The following is a 17,856-nucleotide window of genomic DNA, read 5'->3' on the forward strand; positions in this document are numbered from 1 at the left end:
AAGGAGGTTTGTAGATGGAACGATTAGCATTAAAATTCATTCGCCCAAACCCGAATCAGCCCCGGAAACAATTTGAGGTGGAAAAATTAGAAGAGTTGCGTCAATCCATTGAGCGATATGGCGTCCTACAACCAATCGTCGTTCGAAAAGCGACAGGATACTATGAAATCATTGCCGGGGAACGACGGTTTCAGGCGGCGAAGCTCGCTGGGAAAGAAGACATTCCTGCCCTCGTCGTCACGGCGGACTCCGATCGCGTCATGGAGTTGGCGCTGATTGAAAACATTCAGCGGGCAGACTTGAATGCCATCGAAGAGGCTGTCGCCTATGAACAGTTGATGCAGACGCTAGGTCTGACGCAACAACAGTTGGCCGATCGCGTCGGGAAGAGCCGCAGTCATGTGACGAACAGTCTTCGCCTCCTTCGATTGCCGAGTGCCGTCCAGCATGCGGTCATGGTCGGAGATTTGACGATGGGACATGCACGTGCCATCACGGGTATGAAATCAGAACAAGCGATGGAACAGATTGCGAAACGGGTCATTGCCGAGCATTGGACGGTCCGTCGCCTCGAGCGTTACTTACAAAAAGAGCGCACAGAAAAAAAGACGCTGAAGCGATCGAACGCCGATATCGAAGCGGTCGAAGCGGTGCTTGCGGAGCGTCTTCAGATGGATGTGTCGATTCGTCCGCGCCGAAAAGGCGGCGTCCTCGAGTTGAAGTATTTTTCACAAGACGACTTGGAACAATTGTTGACGTTATTATCGCCTCAAGACTTTGATTCATCTCGTGACTGACGAAGACGCGTGATGGCCGCCTCTTCGTGATGCAGGCGCCCGATCCGTGTATCAAAATCGGCGAATCCGTCTGTGATGAAACGTGCGAGTTCATATACAAGATGGAGACGGGTATTCTGTAGAATCATCATCTCCATGAATCCGCTTACGTTCACGACGGCTTTAATATTGTAAGCGCCGACTGCCGGAAGTTCTTTTTGGACACCGGCCCCTGGAGCGAGCGGACCTTCCGAAAAGAAGACATAACCGACACTTGATAAACGTCCGAGACAGGCGTCGATAGCGATAATGAGCGGTTGATGGAAGCGCGTTTGAATCTCATGTAACGTTTCCACCAAATTGAGTGCGTGTACAGGCTTCGTTAATGTGCCGTATACATGTAAATTTCGGATATGACGTTCTTCTAAAAACGTTCCGACGAGCGGACCGAGTGAATCACCGGTCGAACGGTCCGAACCGATGCAAACAAGGACGATGGGGCGATGGATTTCATTGACCAACTGTTCATGAAGCTGGTCCGCAAGCAATCTGGATCCACTCCGCTCAGTGTGTTCAATGAAGAAAGAGTATGGTTTATGAGGTTTTAAGCGAAACGGCATGAATCTCATCCTCTCTTCTAAGCTGCCTATTCCTAGTTGCAGTTGGGGGATTGATCTCGTATTAACCCATTCCCAAAAGTGGAAAACTTCTAACTTCCGAATGCAGTGTTTGAGAAAAGTCGTGAAATATGTTTTGATGATTTAGAATCTACGACTTTGAGGTGAAAAGATGGCTTCGCAAAATACAGAAAAAGATTTAAATACGGTTGCCGATGAGACAATCGACAGCGTGAACCGATTCGTCGAGTACTTTAAAGATACAGACATGTGGATTGGTTTAGGGATCAAGCTCGCCGGTGTGGCGCTCATCATCCTTGGTTTATATATCGCAACACGCATTTTGACAACGATGGTCGAGCGCGTGTTTACGCTCCGCAAAATAAAAGAACATGATATCGTCGCCCAGCGACAGAATGAAACGTTATTAAAATTAGCCCAAAACACAATCCGCTATGTGATCGGGTTGATTATGGTCTTGACGGTGCTCGGACAATTCGGTGTGAATATCGCCGGTTTGATTGCATCAGCCGGGGTCGCGGGTCTTGCAATCTCATTCGGGGCACAAAGTTTGGTGAAAGACGTCATCACAGGGGCGTTCATCATCTTTGAAAACCAATACAAGAACGGGGATTACGTCAATTTGAACCAACAAGTCGACGGGACGGTCATCGAGGTCGGAATCCGGACGACGAAGTTAAAAGGATTAAACGGACAAGTGACGATTATTCCGAACGGACAAATCTTACAAGTGACGAACTACTCGCTTGAAAACAGCGTCGCTGTTGTCGATATTGGGGTTGCGTACGAAGAAGATATGTCAAAAGTAGAGCAAGCGCTCAAGGAAATTGCGAAAACGGTCGAAGCACGCTATCACGACTTGTTCATCAAACCAATCGACTTAGCTGGAGTGCAGTCGCTCGGACCGTCGGAAGTGGTGTACCGATTAATGGCGGAAGTCCCGCCGACCCAGCACTTCGCAGCTGGTCGAATTTTGCATAAAGAGTTAAAGGCTGGACTTGACGAGCGGGGGATTGAAATTCCATACCCACGTACGGTCATGATGCCACCGAACTCGGCTCCTAAAGGAGGAGAAGCAGAAAATGCAAAGTAAAACCTATGCATTGAACGATATTGTGGAAATGAAAAAACCACATGCCTGCAAAACGAACCGCTGGCAAATCACGCGTGTCGGGATGGACATTCGGATCAAGTGCCAAGGCTGCGGAGCCAGTGTGCTCATGCAACGCCGTGATTTTGATAAGCGATTCAAGAAAGTGCTTGAACAAGGGAACGCCGCCGAATAAGCGGCGTTTTTCTTTAGGTTATGAACGTGAGTTGCGGTTTAATCGTGGACTATCTATAATTGTGAAGGATGTGACGGTGTGGTGTACTGAATGTACCCACTCCACAGACGGCTTAACATTTCCCGGGAAACACCGGATGAGGAGGAAATACTAGTGGGATTAACAGCAGGAATTGTCGGATTGCCAAACGTCGGGAAATCGACATTGTTTAATGCGATTACACAAGCAGGAGTCGAGGCGGCCAACTATCCGTTCGCGACGATCGACCCGAACGTCGGCGTCGTAGAAGTACCGGATGCGCGCCTTGATCGATTGACAGAACTCGTCAAACCGAAAAAAACGGTACCAACAGCATTTGAGTTTACAGATATCGCTGGAATCGTGAAAGGTGCGTCAAAAGGTGAAGGTCTCGGAAACAAATTCTTGGCGAACATTCGCGAAGTCGATGCGATTTGCCAAGTCGTCCGTTGTTTTGAAGACGAGAACATCACGCACGTCGCAGGTCGTGTCTCACCAATCGATGACATTACGACTATCAATCTTGAATTGATCTTAGCTGATCTTGAGCAAGTCGATAAACGAATCGCACGTGTTCAAAAAATGGTGAAGGCAAAAGATAAAGGTGCGGTACAAGAACTCGAAGCACTCGAAATCGTGCGAGATGTTCTTGAATCAGAGCGCCCGGCACGTGTCGCTGAATTATCAGAAGATCAACTCGCGATCGTCAAACACTTCCAATTGCTTACGATGAAGCCGATGCTTTACGTGGCGAACGTGAGTGAGGATGAAGTGGCAGATGCCGATTCGAACGAGTTTGTACAAGCAGTCCGTGATCACGCGGCAACAGAAGGGTCGAAAGTCATCGTCATCTGTGCACGAATCGAAGAAGAAATTTCAGAACTCGAACCGGAAGAACGCCTCGAGTTCTTACAAGATCTCGGAATCGAAGAGTCAGGACTTGATCAATTGATCCGTGCGGCTTACTCGACACTTGGTCTTGCGACATACTTCACGGCAGGTGAGAAGGAAGTTCGTGCATGGACGTTCAAACAAGGGATGAAAGCCCCACAATGTGCTGGTGTCATCCACTCTGACTTCGAACGTGGATTCATCCGTGCCGAAGTCGTGTCGTATGACGACCTTTCAGCAGCAGGAAACATGACGACGGTGAAAGAACAAGGAAAACTTCGTTCAGAAGGAAAAGAATACGTCTTCCAAGATGGCGACGTTGTCACGTTCCGCTTCAACGTATAAGTTGATTTACGGAAACGTATTGTAAAAGTCAAGGAAGTTTGATAGTATATTATGACGTGAGTAAAACAATTGTTTGCTCCTTGCTCCTACAACCGGTAGGGGCCGTTAGTCCAAGAGGAGGTGAAAGATAATGCGTAAATACGAACTTCTTTACATTATCCGTCCATCAGTTGATGAGGAAGCGAAGAAAGCTTTAATCGAGCGCTTCAACAACGTCATCACTGAAAACGGTGGTACTGTTGAAAAAACAACAGACATGGGTAAACGTCGTTTCGCTTATGAAATCAACAAGATGCGCGAAGGACACTACGTTCTTCTTAACATCGTTGCTGAACCTAAAGCGATCTTAGAAACAGAGCGTCTCATGAAGATCTCTGACGACGTTGTCCGTCAAATGACAACAAAAGACGAGCGTTAATCCTTAACGTTTCGTATCGTGAAAGGGGAGCTTGGAGATGATTAACCGAGTTGTGTTAGTTGGTCGATTGACTCGCGATCCCGAAATGCGTTATACGCAGAGCGGAATCGCCGTAACACGCCTTACTCTCGCTTGCGATCGTCCATTCGCTGGACAAGATGGGAAGCGCGAGACGGACTTTATTGATTGTGTCGTTTGGCGCAAACAAGCAGAGAACGTAGCACAATACTTGAAAAAGGGCAGCATGGCCGGCGTTGACGGTCGCCTTCAAATCAGTAGTTACGAAGGACAAGATGGCCAACGTCGTTACCGGGCAGAAGTAGTCGCAGACAGCGTACGCTTCCTTGAACCACGCGGAGCCTCAGGGCAACGTGAGCAAGCACCATCTGGAGATGTCTTCGGTGGTGGTGAATCAAGTGGATCAGGATGGGGCGCAGGAGCCGCTTCGACTTCATCTCAGTCCTCGAATTCGAATAAAGGTTTTGACGCAGATCCGTTCTCGGGTGGCGGCAAAATCGACTTGTCAGATGATGATTTGCCATTCTAATCATCATGGACAATAAAAACTAACCTATAAAGGAGGTCTTCACATGGCACGTCGTCCAGGAGGTCGTCGTCGTCGTAAAGTATGTTTCTTTACGTCGAACAACATCACTCATATCGATTATAAAGACGTAGAATTGCTCAAACGCTTCGTTTCGGAGCGTGGTAAAATTCTTCCACGTCGTGTGACTGGTACTTCAGCGAAATACCAACGTCCACTTACTGTCGCTATCAAGCGCTCACGTCAAATGGCTTTGCTTCCATACGTTGCAGAGTAATTGTTTGACGAACGGCTTATCCTCTTGGATAAGTCGTTTTTTTGTATTTCATCTCGTCTGTAAGTGTGTAAGTGAAACCGACGAATATGGTATGATAGAGCAGAAACCTTTACGATTCCATGGGTGAACATTACTCATTTTAGGAGGCATACATGCACAGTGGTGAAGCATTAACATCCGTGAAGAACCAATACGCGCGGCACATGATTCCATACGTGATTGGATTCCTTGTCTCGTTAGGATTGGCGTTCTACAACATTGTGGCGGCAATCACCCTGTTTATGGGCACGCTGATTTTTTTCATCTATCAGCAAGTGACGATGCGACGGGAGCGTAAAAATTGGGAACAGTATGTCCTCTCTCTCTCTCATCAAATCGAAGAGGTCGGAAAAGAAGCATTGACGACGATGCCGATTGGGATTTTAGTCTTTGACCAGGACCGACGGATCAGTTGGTATAACGAACAATCACGATTGATTTTCGAACTCGATATGGCGATTGGAATACCGCTTGATGCGCTCCATTCCGCCTTCGATGAATTGATTGAAGAAGAAGAGGATGAAGCCACGATTGAAGTGGGTGACCGTGTCTATCGTGTTTATTACAATCAAATCCATCAAACCCTCTATTTATTTGATATGACCGAAGAAGCGGAGATGGAACAAAAGTATGTTCAAACGCAGACGGTTATCGGTATTTTGTATTTAGATAACTATGACGAGATGTCGACTGCGGTGGATGAACAGGTCCGTAGTGAAGTCAATCGTCGGGTTACGGTGCTCCTCAATCAATGGGCGCAGCGGCATCATATCTACATGCGTCGTACAGCTGCGGACCGCTTTTTCCTCGTCATGAATGAACGGACGCTATCTGAACTTGAAAACAACCGCTTTTCAATCTTGGATGAAGTGCGTGATGCGACGAAGGAACAAAGAATCCCGTTGACGTTATCAATCGGGATTGGGTGCGGTGAAACGACATTGACGGAGCTCGGTAATCTCTCTCAGTCGAGTCTAGATTTAGGACTTGGCCGTGGTGGTGACCAGGCAGTCGTTAAGCGTCATAATGGGAAAGTTCGTTTCTTCGGCGGGAAGACAAATCCGACCGAGAAGCGAACGCGTGTCCGGGCACGTGTCATCTCGAACTCGATGCGTGACCTCATTCGGGAATCGAGCCGTGTCCTTGTGATGGGACATAAGAATCCAGATATGGACTCGCTCGGGGCTTCCATCGGTGTCATGAAATTGGCCGAGTTTGTCGGGCGCGAGGCGTATGTCGTCATTCCATCCGGTGAGACGAGTGTCGGCATTCAGCGGCTCGTCCATGAAGTAGAGAACGATGACTCGTTATACAGCCAATTCTTGACCGAGTATGAGGCGCAGCCACTCATCGATGAACAGACATTACTCGTCGTCGTCGATACACACCGTCCGTCCCTCGTCATTTCAAAAGACATTTTGGATCGGTCGGAGCGGGTCGTCGTCATCGACCACCATCGTCGCGGGGAAGAGTTTATCGAAGATCCGGTTCTCGTGTATATGGAGCCTTACGCATCATCAACGAGTGAGCTCGTCACGGAATTGATTGAGTATCAGGCGGGAAGTCGAAAGCTCTCTATTTTAGAGGCAACGTCACTTCTCGCGGGGATCATGGTCGATACGAAAGGATTTACGCTCCGTACGGGATCCCGTACGTTTGATGCGGCATCCTTCTTACGGATTCAAGGTGCTGACACGGTTCTCGTACAGCACTTCATGAGACAAGATCTCGATGCTTATATCGAGCAGTCTCAGATTTTGAGAAACACCGAAATTTATGCAGGTGGGATGGCGATTGCGGTCGCTTCTGACGACGAGGCACACCATCAAGTGTTGATTGCTCAGTCTGCAGACCAGTTGCTGAATATGGAAGGCGTCAAAGCCTCGTTCGTCATCGCCGTCTTACCGGACGGACGTACGGGAATCAGCGCGAGGTCGCTCGGTGACGTCAATGTCCAGGTCATCATGGAAATGCTTGATGGCGGTGGCCATTTGACGAATGCGGCGACGCAACTTGAAGTGAGTCGCGAACAAGCGAACATCATGTTGAAAGAGTCAATCGATCATTACGTAACAGATGAAACTGAAGGAGAGGAATTAGAATGAAAGTCATTTTGAAAGTTGATGTAAAAGGACAAGGGAAAGCTGGAGAAGTAAAAAACGTGGCAGACGCTTATGCTAAGAACGTCTTGTTCAAGAAAAACTTGGCAGTGGAAGCGACACCAGGAAACTTGAAGGCATTCGCGGCTAAAGAACGTCGTGCCGAAGAAGCAGCAGAAGAAGAGTTGAACGAAGCGAAACAACTCAAAGAAAAGCTTGAAAAAGAGACGATTGCCGTCACGACGAAAGCCGGTGAAGGCGGTCGCGTGTTCGGTTCGGTCACGAGCAAGCAAATCGCGGATGCCCTTAAATCAATGGGCTACAAAATTGATAAGCGTAAAATTGAACTCGAGCATCCGATCAAGGCGCTCGGTTTCACGAAAGTGCCAGTGAAGTTGCACCATGACGTCGTCGCGACGTTGAATGTACATGTACAAGAAGCTTGAAGGTGAGGTAGAGACGGATGAGTGATGCGATTCAAGTCAATACACCACCGCATAGCGTGGAAGCGGAGCAAGCCGTCTTAGGGGCAATCATCCTCGATTCGGATCGGTTGATTACGGCCTCAGAGCGGGTCGACCCGGACGACTTTTATCGTGTCAGCCACCAACGCATCTTTGAAGCGATGCTAAAGATCAATGACCGAGGCGAGCTCGTCGACTTGGTCACGCTCAGTTCCGAGTTACAGGCGCAAGGGATTTTGGACGAAATCGGGGGCCTCAACTATTTGGCGGAGGTCGCGGAATCCGTTCCCGCCATCGGGAACATCGGCTATTACTTGAACGTCGTCGACCAAAAGGCGGCACTCCGTCGCCTGATTCGAACTGCGACCAACATTGTCTCGGATGGTTATGAGCGTCAAGATGAGGTGGATTCTGTTTTATCTGATGCCGAGCGAAATATTCTAAAAGTATCGCAGCGAAAAGGACAATCGAGCTTCCACCCGATTGGTTCTGTCTTATCCGATGCGTACTCGACGATTGAAAAGCTGCATCAGTCGAGCGGTGAAATCACCGGGATTGCGACCGGGTTCACGGATTTGGATAAGATGACGGCCGGTTTCCAACGAAACGATTTGATTATCGTGGCCGCCCGTCCATCTGTCGGGAAGACCGCGTTCGCCTTGAACATCTCGCAAAACGTCGCGGTCCGTACGGGTGAGAACGTCGCCATCTTCAGTTTGGAGATGGGTGCCGAGCAACTCGTCATGCGTATGTTGTGTGCGGAAGGGAACATCGATGCCCAGCGCCTCCGGACCGGTCGTCTTGAAGCGGAAGATTGGGGTCGTCTCTCCCTTGCGATGTCGTCGCTCTCCCAAGCAGGCATCTACATCGACGATACACCGGGTCTTCGGGTCAACGAAATCCGAGCCAAATGTCGCCGATTGAAGCAGGAACATGGTCTCGGGATGATCATGATTGACTACTTGCAGCTCATCGTCGGGAACGGGAAACCGGGCGAGAACCGCCAACAAGAAGTATCGGAAATCTCACGTACGCTCAAAGCAATCGCACGGGAACTACAAGTACCGGTCATCGCCTTGTCTCAGCTCTCACGTGGCGTAGAGAGTCGTCAAGACAAGCGACCGATGATGTCCGATATCCGTGAATCGGGAGCAATCGAGCAGGATGCCGATATCGTCGCCTTCCTCTATCGTGATGACTATTACGATAAAGAGAGTGAAGACGCCAATACGATTGAAATCATCATTGCGAAACAACGTAACGGTCCGACCGGTACGGTCAAGCTCTCCTTCAGGAAAGAGTACAACAAGTTCGTCAATATGGAGACGCAAGCCTTCGCACCACCGATGTAACGTCGGTGGTGTCTTTTTTTGTATAGGATTAGATCAAAATGACGAACGAATAGTTACATCTTATATAAAACGTTCGGTATTCAATTGACTTTCTGGCTTTTCAAGTGTACACTTACGGATGGTTTGAACAGAACGTTGATTAATAAGGAGGATTCATTATGTCATCAGTAGTCGTAGTGGGAACGCAGTGGGGCGATGAAGGGAAAGGGAAGATCACCGATTTCTTATCGAAACAAGCCGAAGTCGTCGCGCGTTATCAAGGGGGAGACAACGCTGGTCACACGATCGTCTTCAATGATACGAAATATAAACTTCACCTCATTCCGTCTGGGATTTTCTATTCGGATAAGACGTGTGTCATCGGGAACGGGATGGTCGTCAACCCGAAATCACTCGTGACAGAACTCGCTTACTTACATGAACGGGGTGTGAGCACGGATAACCTCCGGATCTCGAACCGGGCGCATATCATCTTGCCATACCACCAGCTTCAAGATCGTCTCGAAGAAGAGGCGAAAGGTGACGCGAAAGTCGGTACGACACTGAAAGGAATCGGTCCAGCGTATATGGACAAGGCGGCACGTATCGGGATTCGCATCGCCGACCTTCTCGACAAAGAAGTGTTTGCGGAGAAGCTAAAGACCGTGCTTGAACTAAAAAATCGCATGTTCGTGAAAATGTATGAAGTCGATCCAATCGAGTTCGATGACATCTTTGAAGAATACTACGCGTATGGTCAACAGTTCGCGAAATACGTGTGTGATACATCGGTCGTGTTGAACGATGCGCTCGACGAAGAGAAAAAAGTTCTCTTTGAAGGGGCTCAAGGGGTCCTTCTCGATATCGACCATGGAACGTATCCGTTTGTCACATCGTCGAATGCTGCATCAGGCGGCGTATCGAGTGGTGCCGGAATCGGGCCATCGAAGATTCATCACGTGGTTGGTGTCTGTAAAGCATATACGTCACGCGTTGGAGACGGTCCGTTCCCGACAGAGCTCGACGATGTGATCGGTCATACAATCCGTGAAGTCGGGAAAGAATATGGAACGACAACAGGTCGTCCACGCCGTGTCGGCTGGTTCGACTCGGTCGTCGTGCGTCACTCACGCCGCGTCAGTGGGATCACAGATCTTTGCCTCAACTCAATCGATGTGCTGACAGGTCTTGAGACGCTCAAGATTTGTACATCGTATGAGTATGAAGGAAAGCATCTTGACGAGTATCCACCGAACTTCCGCGTCCTTGAGAAGTGTGTACCGGTATACGAAGAGCTTCCTGGCTGGACAGAGGATATCACAGGGGTTCGTCGCTTTGAAGACCTTCCGGAGAACGCACAGCGTTACGTGCGTCGCATCGAGGAATTGACAGGAATCGAATTGTTGACGTTCTCGGTCGGACCGGCTCGTGAACAGACAGTCATCTTGCGTGATATTTACGAAGCATAAGAAAGGGAGCCACCGGGCTCTCTTTTTCTATTTCCACGGAAATGGACCACGCTTTCTAAGCTGTTTAAAAAGAGTTACAATGTAGGCATGTACGTTTAATGATAAGAGGAGGACTCACTGAATGGATCGTACGATTTTAGTGGTAGATGACGAACAACCAATCGCAGATATATTGAAGTTTAAACTTGAAAAAGAAGGTTACCAGGTGCACGTTGCTTATGACGGTGAAGAAGCACTCGTCAAAGTAGAAGAGATTCAACCGGATCTCATCTTGCTCGACATCATGCTTCCGCTCAAGGACGGCATGGAAGTATGCCGTGAGGTGCGGAAGAAATACGATATGCCGATCATCATGTTGACGGCAAAAGATTCCGAGATCGACAAAGTACTCGGACTAGAGCTCGGCGCAGACGATTACGTCACAAAGCCGTTCAGCTCACGTGAATTGTTAGCCCGTGTCAAAGCGAACATGCGACGTCATGCGACAGCACCGGCGCCAGAAGCAAAAGGAGCCAACGCGAACGATATCGTGATCGGCGACTTGACGATTCATCCGGATTCGTACATGGTGACGAAACGGGATGAGAAGATCGAATTGACACATCGCGAGTTCGAATTGATTCATTACCTCGCCCAAAACATCGGGCAAGTGATGACGCGGGAGCACTTGCTCCAAACGGTATGGGGCTATGATTACTTCGGTGATGTGCGTACCGTGGATGTCACAGTACGTCGTCTTCGTGAAAAAGTTGAGGACAATCCATCGACTCCGACGTATATCATTACGCGTCGTGGCGTCGGGTATTATTTGAAGGCAGGAGAAGAAGATTAAACGATGAAACGGACGAACTTCTTTAAATCAATCCAGTGGAAGCTCGTCGTCATCTATGCGCTGCTCATTCTCGTTGCGATGCAAGTCATCGGCGTGTACTTTGTGCGTTCTTTGGAACGGCAATACATCAACAACTTCTCGCAGTCACTTGTCGACCGGGCGAACCTACTGAGCTATAACATCAGTGAGGGGACTGCCGCGAACGAGAGTGACTTGACCACGGACCAGCAGTTGAACCAGTTACTGGATCAGCTGCTGTCTGAATTTACAGAGAGCACGACGCTAGCTGACGACATTCGAGAAGTCCAAATCATCGACACGAACAGTGTCGTCCGGGCAACCTCGAACCAAAATAATCAAAGTCTCGTCGGACAACGGACCGCGAGCACGTTCATTCAAAAGTCATTCGCGACAGGCGGGGCGCAAGAGACGCTCGTCTATGAAGATTCAAATGACCGAATGCGCGTCGTTGCCGTTCCGATCAAGTCGGAAGTGGACGGTACGACGACCGGGATGATCTATATCGAGGCATCGATGAAGTCCATCTACAACCAGATGGAACAAGTGACACGTATCCTCGCAACAGGGACGTTGATCGCACTCATCATCACCTCGTTCCTCGGAATTCTCTTATCGCGCACCATCACGCGACCGATTGCCGATATGCGGAGGCAGGCCGTCGAGATGCGGAAAGGGAACTTCTCACGAAAAGTTAAAGTGTATTCGGATGACGAGGTCGGTCAACTCGCTTACGCATTCAATGAATTGACGGACGAGTTGATGGAGGCGAACGCGACGACGGAAGCCGAACGACGCCGCTTGACGAGTGTCCTCGAGAACATGTCCGACGGTGTGGTCGCGACCGACCGCTCGCTACGGGTCATCTTGATGAACGACCAGGCGCGCGACATGATTGGGGTCGATGAAGAAGAGGCGATGGGGACGAATCTACAAAATCTCCTCGCATTCGAAGAGGAAATCATCATTCCGGAAGACGGCACGATGCCGACAAAACTGATTGACCTCAGTACGGACGAAGAATTGTTCCTCGTTCGTGCCTATTTCTCACCGATTCAAAAACATAGTGGACCAATCACAGGTCTCATCGTCGTCTTGCATGACGTCACGGAACAAGAACAGGTCGAACAGGACCGCCGTGAATTCGTTGCGAACGTCAGTCATGAATTGCGGACGCCGCTCACGACGATGCGTAGTTACTTGGAGGTTCTTGCAGAAGGTGCTTATCAGGATGAGGAATTGGCCCCACGTTTCTTAGAGACGACGCAAAACGAGACGGAGCGGATGATTCGCCTCGTCAATGACTTGTTGCAGCTCTCGAAGATGGACAGTAAAGAATATAAGATGCAGAAGGTGAAGTTCGACTTCGTGCAGTTCTTTAACGATATCATCGACCGTCATGAGATGACGAAAGGGGATGCGATTCAATTCCGTCGCAAACTGATGAAGCGTCGCGTCTACGTGCATGCCGATCAAGATAAGATGACTCAAGTCATCGACAACATCATCACGAACGCCATCAAGTTCTCACCAGAAGGTGGGACGATTACGTTCCGGACGATGCTTCGGGCGAAACGCCTCGTCATCGGCATCAAAGACGAAGGGGTCGGGATTCCGAAGTCGAACTTAAAGAAAATTTTCGAACGTTTCTATCGTGTCGATAAGGCGCGGGCGCGTAACATCGGTGGTACAGGACTCGGTCTATCGATTGCCAAGGAAGTTGTATCTGCTCACGGTGGCGACATCTGGGCAGAGAGTGAATTTGGAAGAGGTACAACGATTTACTTCACGATCCCGTTCGATACGATTGTGGAGGTGAATGATTGATGAAACGGTTTACGATTGCAAAGCCGGAACTGTGGAAGTCGTTCATTTTGCTCACGTTAATCGTCACGTCGATTGTTCAAACCATCATCTTGTGGGACTACCATCCCACGTATCAGGCCGTCCAATCTGAAACGCAACTCACGACGGTGGACGAGTCATTGCAGCGTCGAGCGGACCAGGTCATCATTCCCGTTCAAGCGGTCGTGCATGACAACAATGCTGTGTTCGCTTCAAAGAATACACCGAAGCAACTGATGCGTGTCATTCGGGATTCGTTTGAAGCGAGTGAGTTCAAGCCGCTCGCTGTGAAAAACGTCCCGAGTTTCTATACGGATATCAACGAGGGACTGGAGTTGATCTTACCGGAGGCCTACTATGCGGACACGCTCAGCTATATGCTTCCGGGAACGTATAGTCTGTCTGGGAAGATTCCACAGCGAATCCTCATCTATATGGATGACAGTGCGTTCAACATTCGTGCCATCATGAGCGACCAGTCCATTTGGGAAGGGAAGTTGACGAAAGTCGGAAACGGCGATGTGAACAGTCTTTTCTTAAAAAACTCGAGTCGAACGATGAAGCGCGTGACGTATACGGATGAACGCGTGAATTATATCCCGGTCGTCGGACCTGAGATGAATGAGTTGTTCGCGTATGACGTGTCGTCGATTCAAATCGACACTCGTCTCGACTGGATGCGAGATACGTTCTTCCCAGGTGACCCGAACGTTCAAGAAGTCGACCCGGCAAGCTCGGTCGGGGCGTTGACGAATGGTGTCAGTGTGGCGGAATATGATGCGAAACTGAACGCCAGTCGCTATCGAAACCTGTCTCGGAATAGCACCGAGCGTGATACAGCAATCGGGTTAGATTCCATTGTGGAATTCGTGAACTTCCACGGGGGATGGGTCGATGAAGCGTCTGAGAATCAAGGGCTGTCCCTTCGATTCGATGCCATCACACCGGCCAATAAAGGATTTGAAACGACCGTGTTCCGTTTTCACGTGAAAGGGTATCCCGTCTTCAGTCAGCGTGAGGCGTTTATCAACAACGATGCCATCGACTTATCCACATTACGTGTGGAAAACGACGGAGCACAGGTCCGATCGATCACCCGTAACCACTTGGAAATCGATCGCCTAATCACAGTCGGCACGACACAGTTGGCTGATGCGGATGAGGTACTCGGTACGCTCATCAACTCCGGACGATTTGAGAACGTGACCGAGATTCGAATCGGTTATGAGATCGAATATAACGAGGACACAAGCCGCTATGTGACGTTTTCACCGAACTGGTTCGTGCGTGAGGCGGGCCGTTGGGTCCCATACAATCAAGGAGACGATTGGACAGAAAGGATGATGTATCGTGGATTGGAGTAAAGCGAAATCGATTTTAATCTTCGCCTTCCTCGCCTTGAACATCTATCTGTTGTTTCAATTGCTGACGGAAACATGGGCGACCGAAGTCGTGACGAATGACAACACCTCGATCACGCAGATTTTAGACCAGCGGAACGTCGATCCGGCAAAATTGCCACGGATGGGTCGAGATATCGGCTATTTGACGGGTTCGTCTGAAGAGATGTCAGCTGCGATGATCACGAAAAATCGGGAGGCGCAGCTCGCGACGACGCTCGACAACATGCAACTCGAAGTCGAGTTGAAACAACCCGTGCCGCTCGATGCGAAGGATTTGCGGACGACCGCTTCGACGTTTGTGGCGGAATATGTTCCGTTTGGAAACGAGTACGCCTACTGGCGCTACGATGAAAAAACGAGACAGGTTGCTTTCGTACAAACATTCGAGGACAACAAGATTTTTTCAGCACCTGAAGTCGAGGGTGGCACGGAAATGTACATCGGTCCGTCCCTCATCCTCATTCAGTTGAACGAGTCGTTCGAAGTGACGGATTATAAACAGCGTCATTTAAAAGACCTCTCCTCAAAAACGCAAGATGACCTCGTGTTGACGGCCAGTGAAGCCATCTCACAACTCGCGTCTCGGAAGTACTTCCAACCGAACCAGGAGATGCGAGCCATCAATACCGGGTTTTACAGTTTACCGCTCGACAGCTCTGGCAGTTTGATTATCATGCCACCGCTTTGGTCGATCGGAATTGATGATCAGGTCTACTTCGTCAATGCAATCGATGGAACAGTCGAGCACGTGGAGTTTGAAACGAAAGAATGAAAGGAGTGATTGCGTGACTTTACAGTATAGTGTGTTAGCGAGCGGGTCGACCGGAAACGCCCTCTATATCGAGACGGAACGGACGAAGCTGCTCGTCGATGCCGGGTTGACCGGAAAAGCGATGCAACAGCGCATCGAAGCCATCGGTCGATCGTTTGACGGAATCGACGCACTGCTCGTCACCCATGAGCACTCCGACCATATTAAAGGTGTCGGGATATTAGCACGTAAGTATAATTTACCGATTTATGCGAATGCGAAGACATGGGCGGCGATGGAATCACTGATTGGAAAGATTGATCCTGCCTTGAAGTTTCAAATCGAAGTCGGAGATGTGAAACAGTTCGGGGATATTGAAATCGAGACGTTCAACGTGAGCCATGATGCGGCAGACCCGATGTTTTATCAGTTTGCCCATGACGGGAAACGATTAGCCCATATCACCGACACGGGTTATGTCTCGGACCGGATGAAAGGAATCATCCGTGGAGCGGACGACTTCATCTTTGAGTCGAACCATGACGTCTCGATGTTGCAGATGGGGCGTTATCCATGGAGTGTCAAACGACGGATCCTCGGCGACTATGGCCACGTCTCGAACGAGGATGCAGCCATCGCGATGAGTGAGGTCATCGGTGACCGCACGAAACGGATCTATTTGGCCCATTTAAGTAAAGACAACAACATGAAAGAGCTCGCACAGATGAGCGTCTCACAAACACTCGGCATGCGAGACGTCGACTTAGGTCGAATCAAATTGTGCGACACGGACCCGACAATCCCCACTTCACTCGTTTCTTTATAAGGAAACTTGGGAAAAGACAGTTATCACACTGTCTTGAAGGGGGGACGCGTCGTGAACGAAGAGAGACACCATGAGTATGAACCTCAAGACGTCGAACCTGAAGTACACGAAGCAACAGAAGAGAAATCGACGTATCCGTCTCGGAGCGAATGGCGACCGAAGCAAGAGGAGCACGTACGCCATAAGCCGAGACCAAATATAAAACCGTTGTTACTCGGAGGGGTTGGCGGATTCTTAGGAGCGGCTTTGTTTTTTGTCATCGTGATGCTCTGGGATTCGCCGACCTCTCGTTTTGTGACGAATGAACTGACGCGGACCGAACAGGCCGTCACCGTCACCGAATCGGACGTCACGACCGCTGTCCTTGGGGCGAAGACGTCCGTCGTCAGCATCACCAATATCCAGCGTGCGTTCACCTCGGACTCGCAATGGGAGGCTGGTGCCGGATCCGGTGTCATCTATAAAGTAGAAGGAAACACGGCCTATATCGTCACGAACTTCCATGTCATCGAAGAAGCAGACGAGGTCAACATCGCCTTTTCCGATGGTCAAATCGCATCGGCAACCATTTTAGGCGAAGACCCGCTCAACGACTTGGCTGTCGCTGAGGTCGAGTTACCAAAAAACATCGATGTGGAGCCGATTGTTCTCGGTGACTCCACCGTTCTCCAAGCTGGCGAGACCGTCATGGCCATCGGAAATCCGCTTGGTGTCTTCTCAAACTCGGTTACGCGTGGTATCGTCAGTGGTGTCGAGCGGACGGTGCCGGTCGATACGAACAGCGACGGCTTGATGGATTATAACGCGGAAGTCATTCAGACGGATGCGGCCATCAACCCGGGGAATTCGGGTGGTGCGCTCATCAACATTCGTGGAGAGCTCGTCGGAATCAATTCGATGAAAATCGCCGAGGCGAGCGTAGAAGGGGTTGGATTCTCCATTCCCGTCAACGTGGCGCTACCGGTCATTGACATGTTAGAACGCGACGGCAAGGTGACGCGGGCACAGCTCGGTGTCACGATTCAGGAAGTCATCGCTGTACCCGGAAACGTCCGAGAAGAGTATGGAATCTCCTTCGACCAGGAAGACGGTGTCTTCGTCGAAGAAGTGACACCGGGTAGTCCGGCTGAAGAAGCGGGACTACGTGTTGGAGATGTCATCACGAAAATCGGAGACCGGGAGATCAAACGATACGTCGATTTACGCGATGCGTTATATCGGGACGCGACGGTCGGTGATACAATCTCCATTGAGTATTTACGTCGCGGAGAAGCAAGCGAAACCGAGGCGACATTAACTGAAGCAACATAAAGAAGCGGCGACGCTTCTTTTTTAAGGAGGAAAAACTGTGGAAAAAAAAGTATGCAAGGAACATGTTGAAATCGCTTTAGACATCATTGTGGATGAAACAGGTGAATACCCGTTGCTAGAGGAATTATCCACAAGTGAACACGTGACATGTGAGTTCTGTGAAGCCGATGCAACATATATTGTGTCAAGCAAAAACTAATTATCAACATGTGGATTTGTGGATAACTCTGTGGATAACCCTATGGATAACTCCAAAAAAACTGTGGAAAAAGGAA

At 49.5% G+C, this 17,856-nt stretch carries 19 protein-coding genes; 18 read left to right on the forward strand and 1 reads right to left on the reverse strand.

The window, feature by feature from the left end:
• Window positions 1-14 precede the first annotated feature (14 nt).
• Window positions 15-797, forward strand: a complete 783-nt coding sequence (locus GVY42_RS10885) for a ParB/RepB/Spo0J family partition protein (protein WP_031424085.1) — start codon at window positions 15-17, stop codon at window positions 795-797.
• Here the strand turns inward: GVY42_RS10885 and yyaC are convergent.
• Window positions 770-1,396: a spore protease YyaC gene (yyaC, locus tag GVY42_RS10890; protein ID WP_078145959.1), complete on the reverse strand. Its 627-nt coding sequence runs from the start codon at window positions 1,394-1,396 to the stop codon at window positions 770-772. The two genes, GVY42_RS10885 and yyaC, sit on opposite strands and share 28 nt — an antisense overlap.
• A 169-nt stretch (window positions 1,397-1,565) precedes the next feature.
• On the opposite strand from yyaC, the gene GVY42_RS10895 reads away from it, so the two are divergent.
• The 17 genes from GVY42_RS10895 to GVY42_RS10975 all read left to right on the forward strand — a co-directional run bounded on the left by GVY42_RS10895 (window position 1,566) and on the right by GVY42_RS10975 (window position 17,780).
• Entirely contained in the window at window positions 1,566-2,507 is a 942-nt protein-coding gene (locus tag GVY42_RS10895) for a mechanosensitive ion channel family protein (RefSeq protein ID WP_074035244.1), read from the forward strand.
• Window positions 2,497-2,700, forward strand: coding sequence for a DUF951 domain-containing protein (locus GVY42_RS10900; RefSeq protein ID WP_047795718.1), 204 nt, complete (start codon window positions 2,497-2,499; stop codon window positions 2,698-2,700). Before GVY42_RS10895 ends, GVY42_RS10900 begins: the two co-directional genes overlap by 11 nt.
• 153 nt (window positions 2,701-2,853) lie before the next feature.
• The gene (ychF, locus tag GVY42_RS10905) at window positions 2,854-3,954 is read left to right on the forward strand and encodes a redox-regulated ATPase YchF (RefSeq protein WP_031424089.1); all 1,101 of its coding nucleotides are present in this window, start codon (window positions 2,854-2,856) and stop codon (window positions 3,952-3,954) included.
• Window positions 3,955-4,084: 130 nt separating this feature from the next.
• A complete protein-coding gene (rpsF, locus tag GVY42_RS10910; protein ID WP_015880230.1) occupies window positions 4,085-4,372 on the forward strand; it encodes a 30S ribosomal protein S6 in 288 nt (95 codons plus the stop codon).
• Between the two features lie 37 nt (window positions 4,373-4,409).
• Complete coding sequence (gene ssb / locus GVY42_RS10915) at window positions 4,410-4,919, forward strand: single-stranded DNA-binding protein (protein WP_015880231.1); 510 nt, start codon at window positions 4,410-4,412, stop codon at window positions 4,917-4,919.
• 43 nt (window positions 4,920-4,962) lie between these two features.
• Window positions 4,963-5,193: a 30S ribosomal protein S18 gene (rpsR, locus tag GVY42_RS10920; protein ID WP_015880232.1), complete on the forward strand. Its 231-nt coding sequence runs from the start codon at window positions 4,963-4,965 to the stop codon at window positions 5,191-5,193.
• 152 nt (window positions 5,194-5,345) lie between these two features.
• Window positions 5,346-7,337 carry a DHH family phosphoesterase gene (locus tag GVY42_RS10925; RefSeq protein WP_159563194.1) on the forward strand — a complete coding sequence of 664 codons (1,992 nt, stop codon included), beginning with the start codon at window positions 5,346-5,348 and terminating at the stop codon, window positions 7,335-7,337.
• Entirely contained in the window at window positions 7,334-7,777 is a 444-nt protein-coding gene (rplI, locus tag GVY42_RS10930; RefSeq protein WP_159563195.1) for a 50S ribosomal protein L9, read from the forward strand. The genes GVY42_RS10925 and rplI overlap by 4 nt, the downstream gene beginning before the upstream one ends.
• Before the next feature lie 17 nt (window positions 7,778-7,794).
• Window positions 7,795-9,147: a replicative DNA helicase gene (gene dnaB, locus GVY42_RS10935; protein ID WP_015880235.1), complete on the forward strand. Its 1,353-nt coding sequence runs from the start codon at window positions 7,795-7,797 to the stop codon at window positions 9,145-9,147.
• 158 nt (window positions 9,148-9,305) lie between these two features.
• Window positions 9,306-10,595 carry an adenylosuccinate synthase gene (locus GVY42_RS10940; protein WP_159563196.1) on the forward strand — a complete coding sequence of 430 codons (1,290 nt, stop codon included), beginning with the start codon at window positions 9,306-9,308 and terminating at the stop codon, window positions 10,593-10,595.
• 121 nt (window positions 10,596-10,716) lie between these two features.
• Window positions 10,717-11,427 (forward strand): response regulator YycF, encoded by a 711-nt coding sequence (gene yycF / locus GVY42_RS10945; protein WP_015880237.1) that lies wholly within the window; start codon window positions 10,717-10,719, stop codon window positions 11,425-11,427.
• 3 nt (window positions 11,428-11,430) lie between these two features.
• Window positions 11,431-13,272, forward strand: coding sequence for a cell wall metabolism sensor histidine kinase WalK (walK, locus tag GVY42_RS10950; protein ID WP_074035234.1), 1,842 nt, complete (start codon window positions 11,431-11,433; stop codon window positions 13,270-13,272).
• Entirely contained in the window at window positions 13,272-14,654 is a 1,383-nt protein-coding gene (gene yycH, locus GVY42_RS10955; RefSeq protein WP_159563197.1) for a two-component system activity regulator YycH, read from the forward strand. Before walK ends, yycH begins: the two co-directional genes overlap by 1 nt.
• Window positions 14,641-15,465 (forward strand): two-component system regulatory protein YycI, encoded by an 825-nt coding sequence (locus tag GVY42_RS10960; protein ID WP_159563198.1) that lies wholly within the window; start codon window positions 14,641-14,643, stop codon window positions 15,463-15,465. Before yycH ends, GVY42_RS10960 begins: the two co-directional genes overlap by 14 nt.
• Before the next feature lie 13 nt (window positions 15,466-15,478).
• Window positions 15,479-16,270, forward strand: coding sequence for an MBL fold metallo-hydrolase (locus GVY42_RS10965; RefSeq protein WP_015880241.1), 792 nt, complete (start codon window positions 15,479-15,481; stop codon window positions 16,268-16,270).
• Between the two features lie 51 nt (window positions 16,271-16,321).
• The gene (locus tag GVY42_RS10970; RefSeq protein WP_159563199.1) at window positions 16,322-17,581 is read left to right on the forward strand and encodes a S1C family serine protease; all 1,260 of its coding nucleotides are present in this window, start codon (window positions 16,322-16,324) and stop codon (window positions 17,579-17,581) included.
• A 37-nt stretch (window positions 17,582-17,618) separates the two neighbouring features.
• Window positions 17,619-17,780: a CxxH/CxxC protein gene (locus GVY42_RS10975; RefSeq protein ID WP_015880243.1), complete on the forward strand. Its 162-nt coding sequence runs from the start codon at window positions 17,619-17,621 to the stop codon at window positions 17,778-17,780.
• Window positions 17,781-17,856: the final 76 nt, after the last annotated feature.

It is taken from the genome of Exiguobacterium sp. 8A, assembly GCF_902506275.1.
Lineage (GTDB): Bacteria > Bacillota > Bacilli > Exiguobacteriales > Exiguobacteriaceae > Exiguobacterium > Exiguobacterium profundum.